The sequence below is a fragment of the Mesorhizobium sp. WSM4813 genome, from assembly GCF_055811555.1.
This window is the reverse complement of record NZ_JBVVQU010000100.1, coordinates 1-11,466: the sequence shown is the minus strand read 5'-3', so window position 1 is coordinate 11,466 and position 11,466 is coordinate 1. Positions and strand designations below refer to the sequence as shown.

The window sequence follows — 11,466 nt, the reverse complement described above, 5'->3', positions numbered from 1 at the left end:
TCCCATCGTCCACCTCCATCGAGGTGGATGTTGAATCAGCACAAGACGCAGCTGTCACATCACAATCGATTCATCGATCACAGGACGTGCTCTAGTGTGCATAATGCCGATTTTCGTCGCCCCTTCGCGGCCGGCCGGATATTTGGCAGCAGGGTCTCCGGCGCCTTGGGATTGGCAAAAAGCCAGGGAAAACAACGTCGCGCCCACAGGCGGTCTGCAAAAAACGGACATTGGCCGCTCCCTGCTTGGAGGTGCACTGACCTGAGATTAAGACAGCGGCCGGCGCTTGTCTGCTGCGCCAGCACTACTGAACTGTAGGTCGCCGCGCCGCTCGCGATCTGTTTTGCTTTTGCTTGTCGGAGAACACTACGGGCCTGCAGTTTGGATACTGGCTGCAGCCGACGAACGAGCGCCCGGTCTTCGTTTTCCTTTGGACCAACTGACCAACTCGGCAGGCCGGGCATTGCTGTAGCGCTTGGCCGTCGATGGTCTCGAAGCGAATCTCCTCACCCGCGACCTCGCAGAGCTCTTGGATGTAGCGCGAGGGTCGGGCACTGTCGGCCAGCATGAAGACGCCGCGGCTGGCCCGGGTCAAGGCGACGTAGAACAGGCGTCGTTCCTCTGCGTACGCGAAGGTCTCGGGATTCGGAATCACTAGGTTCAGCAGCTCGTCCTCTTCGACACGGCTCGGAACACCATAGTCGCCCTCGCTGATGTCGAGCAGGATAGTGTAGTCCGCTTCGAGGCCCTTCGAGCGGTGGAAGGAAAGCGCCAAAACCTCGATATGCGCGAATGCCGGAATACGGCCGGCGAACGGATCGAGATGGTTGTAGCGCCAGAGGACGAGTACTCTAAGCTTCTGCCTTGCCGTGCCGCGCCACTGCTCCGCGATGCTTCCCAGGAACACATCCAGCCGGGATAACAGCCGCAGGCAGGCTGCGCCAAAGTCCGGCCTCTCCTTTGCGCCCTCGATCGGGATAACGCGGATCGATTTGGGTATAGCGGGCCGTATAGACCGTACCGACTTCCTGAGCTGGTCTGGGTTCCGTTGAACGAAACCCGCCGCCGTCTCCGCGATCAGCTGGTTGCAGCGGTAAGTTTGCTCGAGCCGGCCTTGCCAACTTGTCCCGAAGTTCGCCTCGAACCTTGTGAAGAGGGTCACATCCGAGCCGGCAAAACGGTAGATAGACTGCCAGTCGTCGCCTACGGCGAAGAGTTTGGATAACGGCTTCTGGTCTCGCAGCGACTTAATGAGTTTACCCCTGGGTCCAGAAATGTCCTGGAATTCGTCCACGAGGATCAGCGAGTACGGACTGGTGTATCGTTTCGTCTCTACCAGCTGCGTCGCGTCGGCGATCATGGAATCGAAATCGATCCGTCCGGCATCAGCGAGCTTTTCGGAATAGGCCTGGGCGATCCTGTAAACGACGCGCGAAAATATCCGCGCGCGTTCCTTATCGTGGAGCGACTGCGCACGCTGTAGCAACATATCGAGGCTTAGATGACTCGCCCGGATGTGCTTGATGCAGGTGCCTATGAGCTGGTGGTAGTGCTTGACCACCACTGGCTCCAGCGCCGTCGCAATATCGCTATACTGCTTCGCCACGAGCTGTATCCCGCGCCGCTCTAGTTCCTCGCGCATGACCTCGGAAATCGTGCCGTCCGCGGCCTGGGCCGATCGCGTCTCGAAGAAATCGATCTGCCCGACCTGATAGTCCCGCCGCTTTGCTTCGGCGTGGTCGACATAGTCCTTGAATGGTGAGACGCCGTTTGCGTCGAGCGCGAAATGCTCGTGCACGGTACCGGTCGCCGAATAGTAAAAGTCGGGATGAATATGGCGGACGGCGCCTTCCGCATCCTGCACCTCGACCTGTCGTTCGTATTCGAACGCGACCGAGTTCAACCAAAGCCAGTTCGCGATCGACTGTTCCTGCAACGATTTGACGTAAATCCCGGCCAGCGAGCCGATCGTCGCCTTACCCCTGGTCCGCCGCTCCGTAATGTATCGTTGGTAGTCAACCTCACTGTCGAACGTTTCCCGGGGGATATCGGCCTTTGGATGCACGACCAAGAGATCAACCCACAGTCGCGTAAACTCCCTGTCGGAACTGGCTAGTTCAACGATGATCTCCTCAATCGCCTTGGCTTCCCCCGCGGGATGTTCGACCCAGTTGGCAAGCTGGGGCGGCCGCCCGTTGACCTCCTGGATGATGCCGCGGCCTAACGCGTGGAAGGTTGTCACGCGACATTCAAGTTTGTCGGGTTCGACCTTCAACTGCCTGGCGATGCGCTCCCTGAGCTCGTCCGCTGCGCTCTTGTTGAAGGCCAAGACCAGCATTTCGTCAGGGCGTGCCAACTTCTTTTCGAGCACATATGCGACTTTGCCCACCATAGTGGCGGACTTGCCCGATCCCGCCGATGCGATGAGCAAGTTATTGTCCTCGAGACGAATACAAGCCTCGCGCTGCTGCCCTGACAGCGACCGACCGTCCAGGTTGTCGAAGAACGCCGCAAAAGCGGCCAGTTCGGAGGCGATGAACCGCTCGTTGTAGCGATGGCGCACGTTCGGATCGGCGAGGAAGGCGTAGGAGGCCGGCAAAACGGCCTCGAGCGTCTGTGCCATCTGCCCTGGATCGAACATCGGGTGCGAGAGGGCCGTTGCCACCTTTCCCGGCACGCCGGCTATTGCGTTGCCGAGGTCCGAGTACGCCAAGTATCGGCGGTTGTCCGTCACGACCGCGCCGAGTCTCGCGTCGATCTCGCGCAGTTGGTCGGTTTCGGAACGGATCACTTCGCTCAGATATTCGTTGACGAACGCCGCGATGTCGGCCGCGAGTTCGTCTGCGGCGCTGCCGCTGAGGCCCGATAACCGGTCCAGCCTGGTTCTCGAGCAGATTTCAACGGCGTGCCACAGGAGGCCTTTGGCGGTTTGGACAGATACCACGTCCAAGCATTCCAGCTCGGTCTCGCTGCCAGATACCAGGGTGATACCGGCTGCCGAATTCCGACCGGGTGTCAGTTTCCAGTTCTCGCCGGAGAACAGTCGGGCGAACAGTCCGGGACGGTATGTGCGGGGGCGCTTTAGCATTGAAAAGTTATATCGCGGCTAGGCCTTAGGCTTTCCTAACAGCGGTGGCGATTGCCGTCGAGACTAGGCGCGTTTGCTGGGGTCCCGCCCGTCACGCAGTCCTGTTGCCTATTGGGACCGTCGTGGGCCTATCTGGCACTCAGCGTCAACTACACAATTTCCATCGGGTCCCCCGATGTGAGGGTTAGCGCAGTGGATTTGGATATCTGCCGAGATCCACTAGGCGTCATGAACTGTATCCTGCAAACAGGCACGGAGACGCAGGACAGCAACGCGCCACATCTCGGTCGTCACGGCTGCGTTCGCCGATGTTGAAGCGCGGACTGTGCATCGCTACTATTCTTCTTCAATTGAGAATTTGTTGGCGAGGAGGCTATTCCGTCGGCGCTGCCGAGCGAACATTTCTTGCGTTTCAGAATTTATCTGATGGGTTCGATCTAGAAGGCAAAGAAAGGACCACTATTGGTCCGATTATGTATAGGGCGCAGAACCATACAAGCTGGGCGGTTTTGCTTTCGAAAAGACGCTCTCCAAGTACGATCCAGATCGGGAGTACTGTGATACCTATGGCGCAACCGACAAACACAGCCAATGCGTCTCGGATCGGCGTCTCCGTCCCAACGAGACGACCTAAGGGCTTCAAGGAGAGATAATTTGGACGTCCGTTAGTTTGTTGGCTGTGGTCAAGATCATCTTTGTGTTCCATTGTCCCGCCTTTCTTCCTCGACGTTCTTTTATATCCCAAGCTTACTCGGCTTGCGAGGCCCGATAGATCGGTCCGTAAATAGGCCGTCGCTGGGTGGAGAACGTGGGCTCACATCATCGAGCCGGATTTCAACCCCTCAGCAGACATGCACCCATTCCAGTTTTAACCCGGCTCTCGCCACCTTGAAATGTCAGCTCTATGAAATCTTCTGCACAAAGCTGTCAGTCGGCTCCCGGCCCCCTTTCGGGCTTCAACGCAGCCGACAGCCCGGCCCAAAGGGAGACGCTCCGATGAGCTCAACTCCAAGGCACCATCTTCACACGCCACGATGCTTCTATTGGTCGAAAAGAACTTTGTGTGGATCGGCGCGGTCGCTCGGTAGCGTTGACGAATCGGTAGAATTGGCAAGCAGTGCTGCTATAGGCTTCAGGAATGAACATTTTCGGGGGGCGATCGTGCTCAAGGGTTGCGTCAATCGCGTGCAGCATGCTGTGGGACACGGTGGCTTCCACACTGGACATATTCAGATCTTCGAGCGTCCAGCAACATTATCGCCCGAAGACGCGGGAATAAAGAGCTTCCGCTATGTTTATGATTGCGGGTCCGAGCAAGGCAACGCGCTCAAGAGCGCATTGAACGCGCACCGGATGATTTGCGAAGGGCGCACAGACATTCTGTTTGTATCCCATCTACACTCTGATCATATCAACGGGATTGAACGCTTGCTGGCCATCGCACCAGCAGAGACCGTCCTCGTTCCCTATCTCGATGTGATCGAGCGATTGATCTTCATTCTGGCGGACACGGAGTCCGGCGCCATTTCAACATCGGCTCGCGAGTATTTCGCCAATCCAGCGGGCTGGTGGCTAAACCGCGGCGCCAAGTATGTCGTCTTTCTCGAGGCGGATGATGGTGATGCGCCGCGGCCGGGCGTACCCAAGGAGCCAGATGGTCCGATCGATGACGAGGATGGCGGCGATGACCCTCGGGAGCCGGCGAGGTGGCCGGATAGGAAAGTGCCCGGCGCTCGGCTTGCCCAGTACCTTCGTAAGCCGAAAGGAAGCCTTCCAGAGGGTTTGATAGCCGCGGACGAGGCGAAACGAGAAGCCGCCAGCGGCGCCGTCCTTGCCGGCGCAGGCTCCTTCATGCAACTCGAATGGCGCTCGCACGAATATGCAAATTGGCAGGTCGGCGACTGGATTCTGCTCCCCTATGTGCATCCGGTCGACCAGGCCGTTCGATCTCGTTTCCAGCGAGCGATCACAAAGGCCCTCAGGATCAGAGGCGGCAATGAGGAAAAACTAGCCGCGAAGTTGATCGAATTTCTTCACTCGCCCGAGAAGACCAAAGTGCTTCTCGATCTTTACGGCGAGCACTTCGGGCACGGTCACAACGCCCTATCGATGTCCCTCTATTCCGGGCCGTATTGTCGAAGCACCCGAACAGTCGATGACGATCGTCGCTGGCATCGATACGGATGGCCCTTCGACGACTTTCCTCATTATGACATCGGTTTTGTCGAGCCGGTGGGGTGGCTCGGAACAGGGGATTCCGCATTGAAGCAGAAACTGAGACGGGAATCCTGGTTGAGTTTCTACCTGCCGTATTCGCCCAACGTCGGCGTATTGACGTTGCCTCATCACGGGTCAACCCACAATTTTCACGACGAAATCCTTGCATTTGACGGCCTGAAAATGGCCCTGGCCACGACGGTCGAGCGCCGGGAACGTGTCGCGGGGATGCGCGGCACCCTCGCGGCCGTGGAAGCCCGAGGGATTCGCGGGCATGTCGTCGACGACCGGCGCACCAGCAGCTACCGATTCTGGTGCGGGCGGTTCATGGAGAGGTGAGATTGGAAGTTCTGATCGCGGGACCGCCATGGCGTCCGCGCTGCCGTCAACTGCCGAAGAGGCAGACGAACTGATGTCGCTCGTGCGCATCCGCATGCCTACGCCGATTACGTACCGCCCGATCAAGTCAACAGGCAATTCGGCGCCGTAGCAGGGCATGTAACAGCCTTATGCAGCATCTACCTCGATCACTTCGATTGCCCACGCGAGGTAGAGAGCGGATGGCCGCCATTCCCGACCGGCAGCCCGAAACCTGCCAGTCCGCTTCCCTTCTGGCCTCATTGCGGTCATGCGCGAGAATGCATCTGGCTGACTGGTATTGGCGCTTTGCGGACCCTTTTGGGCCGCGATCATGGCGCGCCATTTAATTATCTACAATGTCAGCACGAGTGGCCCACCGGCTAGTTATCGGCATTTACCCAAAACAGACGTTCCCTCGCTTTGCGCTCTTCTCTGACGTTTAGGCTACATTCGCGATTTCCTGAAAGCAGACATTCAAATGCCGGTGTTGGTTTCCCGAGCGACCGCTACGTATGAAAGAGGAGTGGAACACGAGCACTTTTTTGTTCCGTGTAGAACTTGAGCCCTTCATCGCTCTGAGGATTTGGCAGGGAGGTCAACGTAGCTCGTTCCGACCCCATGCCCGCCGCTTAGACCACTCGGTCACTTCCTGAAGACACTTTCCGCATCCACGATGAGGCCGGCGACCGCTTCTGGTCCTACAGTGCCGGTGACGGCGAGGACCCGGAGATCGGGTCGCACCATTGGTTTCTGCACGGCATCTTTGCGTAAATCGGGCTTAAGGAACTCGGTACCTTCAGTCCGGTTGAGGGTACTGGTGCAACGACCATCATACTTCGACCTCGATGAAGCCAACTATCCTTGGAAACCCGATATCGAATATCGCGCACCCGGAACTCCATCGCGTCGGTCGCGGTCGAACAAGCGACTACGGCGCCGTGTAAAATCGGCTGTGTCGGCGCCACACGCGGCCGCTCCAAACCAGCTCTACGCGCCAACCTGCGGGGATGTGACCCTCACGGTCGCTTCGGTAGCCGCTTGATCTCAGCTCTCGTCCTCGCCGCCATTGCTTGCGCAGGTCGACTTAGCCAGCAATTCGTCCGGATCGAACTCGCCCCGCCGGGCAGCATCGGGATCACGATAGAGTTCCGCATAGTTGAACGGAACCGCCAACGCCCGCCCCAGCATACGCTGGCCTAATACAACTCCGGCCTCAGACTGTGCGCTGTCAGACGCTTGGAAAGACACGAGCCTGCTCGAAGAAGCCGGAGAAAGAGAGGAGGTGCCAAGTGTCGGGATTTCGCGATCGGACATCAAAGAATACTCCCAGCTATGATGAAGAACCAGTGTATTAGCGATCATCGACGACGTTAACACCAACCTTTGGGGCACGCAACGGTTGCTCTCCTCGCAGTTCCGCGCTAGCGCTCGCCATAAAATCCTGGTGGCGGAGACCATACTTTGACTTGCCGTCGCCGAACTCGGTCGTACCTGTCAGCAGTTGAACGAAGAGATCGAGCATCGGCACGTCCGGGTTGATTTCCTCAACCCAGAGAAATTGGCCCATCTGGTTGATTTCCAGGAATACCCAGTCGTCGCCAGGCGTCACGATCATGTCGATACAGCCAAACTGCAGCCCCATGCTATCGAGGAGAGCCCGGCAGGCGGTCCTGACGGCCGGCGGAACCTCGATATGCTCGACCCCCAGCTTCGTCGGCGACACGGCGCGCCAGTCCACCTTCGAGGCTTCGAATACCTGCGAATCCAGCCGCACCGCGACCGTAAGATCGCCGAAGCACGTGACCCTCACCTCATAGGCCTTCTCGACATAGCTCTGGAAGATCATCGGGCACGTTTGCAGGAACATGTCTTCCGGCAGGTCATTTGTCGTGACTATGGCGGAACGGGAAACGAAGTCGCCGTCCGCGCCCTTCCACACCGTCGGCGAGAAGGGCTTGGCCAGCCTGCGGCCGCCGCCACTCTCAACGAAACGCCGGATGACCACCGGATCGTTCGACACGACGGTGTCGGGGATGGCAAGCCCGGCCTTCTCGGCCATCATCAGTTGGAACGGCTTACTCTCCGCCCGCTCGGCGGCATAGATCTTGTTTATGCAAGTGCAACTGCGATCGAGAAACGGCAAAAGCCCCTGCACAAACACCTTGCTTTGCGAGGCTGCAATGACGCGATCGGCGGCAGGCAGTTCCGCACTGACGAAATGCTCCCGGATGATGCGCCTATTCCAGAACACGAGATCGGCCCGGTCGGCGTCGAGAGTGAACGAGCCGTCCAGTCCCTCAATGTGAAATCTGGCGCCGCCGGCGTATGATACGCTGCAGCGCTGAGCCGAGGGAAAGTCGCTCGTCATCCAGCGAAAGCATTCGTGCCCGAGCGACCGCAAGGCCTGGGCCACGATGATCGCGTGGATGTCGTTCGCCGCGGTCGCGATTAGGAAGTTGCTCATTGTGTATGTCCGCTGATCTCGAAGGGCACGACGTGCGACGCGCCTCTCATGCGATCACGCTGACGGTTTCGGCCGCGATCAGGCGCTGCACAAGTTCAATCCTGGCGTCGGGTGCCAACCATTGCGACAGCGAACCGACCGTGACGGCTCTCCCACTGAGGCAGGAAAAGGCAGCCTCTCGACCTCCGTCCGCGATCCGAAGCGTTCCGCCAGCAACGTCGATCACCAGCGAACCATCAGGCTCAACCCTCGTTTTCCGTTTCACCCTTGCGCGAACTTTGGTGAGGTCGGTGATTTCTCTCGCCCGGACGAGTTGATTGAGCAGCCCAACCGTACTATCCGGAAATTGCTCGTCGAATTGCGCCTTGAAGGCCCGCCGCAACGACGCGACATCGACCTCGGAGGCGATCGCCGCCAGCATGTCTTGTACCCCACGGCTGATGTCACCTAGGTCGCAATCGTCGCGCAGAAGATCCAGAGGCAAGCTGGAGCGGTATTTTCTGTCGCGCAACACGCGATTGGAAACCGCCTCAATGAGCGCGTCCGCCCAAGTGAAGAAATAGACACCGAACGTGATGTGGAGCGATGTCGTTCCGGTGGTCGTGCCTTCGTGCGACCACCCACGCGGCATGTAGAGCACATCGCCAGCGCTGAGTTCGGTCTCGATGACTGGATCGCCTGCGGGCTCCAGCCGCGCAGAACTGCCTTGGCTCGCTAGCGGCAGATCGAAGACCGAATCGTAGACGCGCCATCGCTTGGATCCGGCCACTTGCGCCATGAAAACGTCGTGCGTGTCGTAGTGAAGATTGAAGCCTTTCGAGCCGGGAGGTGTGAGATAGACGTTCGCCTGGCACGGCGCGGAGAACTCTCGGGAGAGCTGACCACAAAATTCCGCCAGCGCCGGATGATAGAGGTGAACGCGATTGAGGACGATCGTGGCGCCGCTGTCGAAGAGGCGCAGCGCCTTGCGGCTATCGACCACGCCTCTGCTGGAGAATTCTGAGACGTCGACCGGATTGTTTCCATCCACGCAGAAACACTCGGCGGTTCGATACTTGATCGTCGCGAAAAACCGGTCGATGTCGTCTATGGACAACAAGGCTCGTGTGTCGGCCCTCGGCGAAAGATGCGGCGCCCGCTCGAGCTTCCGCGCGATGAAATTGCTGGTTTCCTGGTGTCCGACGAGTCGGCCGAGGGCTGAAAAACCCTCATCGATCATGTGTGCGCCCTCCTCGCCAAATCGAGCCGAGCGCAAACCTATCCGTGTGCATGCAAACGCCTCTCACTGACCTTGCCGAGACGCAACCGAGAAATGATCTCTTCATATGGGCCCCTCGCATAACGGTTCACCTCTGCAACGAGGCCATCCGAGGCCGTCGACACACGTCGCTGCGGGTACGGCATTCTGCCGTTGCTCTTGGCGTCAAGGGACAGAACCTTATCGACCTTCGACGACACCGGCGCGGCAATATTGAATAGCGACGCGGCGTCGATGATAGTCGAGCCTGAGAGGTTGTCGTGTCGAACGATTGCGTCGAACGATGACAAGTTCTCGGCAATGATGGCGAGGTAATTGCCGACGACCCGCGCGGCATATTCTTCGTCCGACACTTCCGCGACAGAGTTCGGTCCGCCGGGTACGACGCCGGCCAGATATGCGCCTTTGGCCGCATCCTGCTTCAACCCCATCCATCCTCCTCCACGAAGGCTGGCCTGGGCGATCTCGAGCGGATCCCTGATCACCGCAAGACATGGGACTTCCGGCCATATTCGCTTAATCTCGGCAAGACTGTGGAGACTGGAACTCGTGAGTTTCAGGACGACATTCTCGTCGCTGCCACTTCGGCACCGCCCCAGACACCACGCTGCCGTCTTCACGGCTAGCGTATCGAGGTCTCTTGCTTCGCTCACCGTCTCCAGCACGGGGTCGAGCAGAGTGCGCCAAAGATATTGTGTCAGCGGCCAATATTCCGAGACGACCTGGGTGTCGTCGCAACATTTGAGACCGTTGGCGACGGCTGTCGATCCACATCTGGAAGTATGAAAGATCAGACCTGCAGGACGATAGTCGAAAGATGGGCCGGCTCTATCTGAAAAGACATTGGGCTTGGTGTATATTATGTCCTGCTGGGTTTCAGAGTGGACCCGAGCGATCGTCTGCAGAAAGAACGCCTCCGAGAAGGAAACACCTCCGCAATAGAGCCACGCAATCCTATCCAGTTGCGCGCACGTCGATTCGGAGCGCCACGAGAGATCGAACGGCACCCATCCGATAAGGTCGGACATAGCCGCCGTGCTCATCGGATGGCTGCGACTTGAGCGCGCCGCCGCACGGGCACGGCCGCGCACAAACGACAAGGAACGATCCGGTCGCGCCTGCAGCGCATGACGGCCAACATCGCGCGGCTCTCAGCGTCGCTGCGTATCCTATTTCTCGTACATCGCCGCTACGACCACCCCGTCCTTGGTCGCGCCCACTCCTGCAACCATGGTCGAATCCTTGGAGGAAACGAGCCCAGGACCTTTCCCGAAGCTGAAGCTCTGGATCTCCATATCCCTGATGCCGTGCTTGGCGAGCAGGGCATTCATGTCTGCAGCGAGGGCCGGAACCTTCCTCGCGTAAACGGCGCACAACGTCTGTTCCGACTTACTCTTTTCGGTGTTCTCGATAAGCTCCATGGCGAACTCCCAAATGCGGGTTCTTCAAATGCTTCGTTCGGCGCTTCTCGTGATGATCTACGGGAGTTAGCCGCTCTTTTCGTACCGACTGATCGCTACTTCGCGCTTGCTCCAGTCGAATGGTTATATCGAGCTCCAGTCTCTTTCGCGGAAAGGTGATTGTCAAGTTCGAACCAGGTCAACTCGCTCGATCATACCGTCTCAACTTGAATGCCGCCCGCTGCGCTTAAGGAAAAACATTCGAGACGACCGGTTATCATCGATTGCCAAACCAGCACGACAGCCTTCTCTTTGGCTCTGACTTCTGACGGATAGCCCCGAACTTATGCACGCCGGCGCCGCCCGCGAAAGACCCCGCAGCCGTTGGATACGCCGATCGATCTGACTAATGCTGACGGGTCAGTGGCTGATGACTGGTTTGCGAGTGCCTACGGCTATGCATTTTCGGTGAGGAGGAAGACGCGTGTCACGCAGACACGGCCTCTCGCGCATCGCCGCCTCCCAGCTGTCATTCCGATTTCAGTCCCATTCCAGGCGCTGCTTGAAAGTCAACTGCCCCGACATCAGCTTTTATCGTACGGCTCCGGCGAAGGCCGCCTTGCGCGAGCGTGGCAGGGTAGCGAGGCTGCGCTCTTAAGGTCGTCCTTACGAGCGTAGT

The 11,466-nt window shown here is 58.6% G+C and carries 7 protein-coding genes; 1 reads left to right on the top strand and 6 read right to left on the bottom strand.

Annotated elements, in window-relative coordinates:
• Nucleotides 1-304: 304 nt before the first annotated feature.
• Nucleotides 305-3,088, bottom strand: coding sequence for a UvrD-helicase domain-containing protein (locus AC0L25_RS31410; protein WP_473599022.1), 2,784 nt, complete (start codon nt 3,086-3,088; stop codon nt 305-307).
• A 1,107-nt stretch (nt 3,089-4,195) separates the two neighbouring features.
• Here AC0L25_RS31410 and AC0L25_RS31405 point away from each other — a divergent pair.
• Complete coding sequence (locus AC0L25_RS31405) at nt 4,196-5,644, top strand: hypothetical protein (RefSeq protein ID WP_473599021.1); 1,449 nt, start codon at nt 4,196-4,198, stop codon at nt 5,642-5,644.
• Between the two features lie 1,065 nt (nt 5,645-6,709).
• Here AC0L25_RS31405 and AC0L25_RS31400 read toward each other — a convergent pair.
• The 5 genes from AC0L25_RS31400 to AC0L25_RS31380 all read right to left on the bottom strand — a co-directional run bounded on the left by AC0L25_RS31400 (nt 6,710) and on the right by AC0L25_RS31380 (nt 10,808).
• Nucleotides 6,710-6,979 (bottom strand): hypothetical protein, encoded by a 270-nt coding sequence (locus tag AC0L25_RS31400; RefSeq protein WP_473599020.1) that lies wholly within the window; start codon nt 6,977-6,979, stop codon nt 6,710-6,712.
• A 37-nt stretch (nt 6,980-7,016) separates the two neighbouring features.
• Nucleotides 7,017-8,078 (bottom strand): hypothetical protein, encoded by a 1,062-nt coding sequence (locus AC0L25_RS31395; RefSeq protein WP_473599019.1) that lies wholly within the window; start codon nt 8,076-8,078, stop codon nt 7,017-7,019.
• A 97-nt stretch (nt 8,079-8,175) separates the two neighbouring features.
• A complete protein-coding gene (locus AC0L25_RS31390; RefSeq protein WP_473599018.1) occupies nt 8,176-9,348 on the bottom strand; it encodes a cupin domain-containing protein in 1,173 nt (390 codons plus the stop codon).
• Between the two features lie 38 nt (nt 9,349-9,386).
• Entirely contained in the window at nt 9,387-10,487 is a 1,101-nt protein-coding gene (locus tag AC0L25_RS31385) for a hypothetical protein (protein ID WP_473599017.1), read from the bottom strand.
• A gap of 69 nt (nt 10,488-10,556) precedes the next feature.
• Entirely contained in the window at nt 10,557-10,808 is a 252-nt protein-coding gene (locus AC0L25_RS31380; RefSeq protein WP_473599016.1) for a hypothetical protein, read from the bottom strand.
• Nucleotides 10,809-11,466 lie beyond the last annotated feature (658 nt).

Coding starts and splice junctions, on each gene's coding strand:
- AC0L25_RS31410 (WP_473599022.1), bottom strand. CDS start 3,088: ATGCTAAAGCGCCCCCGCACATACCGTCCCGGACTGTTCGCCCGACTG.
- AC0L25_RS31400 (WP_473599020.1), bottom strand. CDS start 6,979: ATGTCCGATCGCGAAATCCCGACACTTGGCACCTCCTCTCTTTCTCCG.
- AC0L25_RS31390 (WP_473599018.1), bottom strand. CDS start 9,348: ATGATCGATGAGGGTTTTTCAGCCCTCGGCCGACTCGTCGGACACCAG.
- AC0L25_RS31380 (WP_473599016.1), bottom strand. CDS start 10,808: ATGGAGCTTATCGAGAACACCGAAAAGAGTAAGTCGGAACAGACGTTG.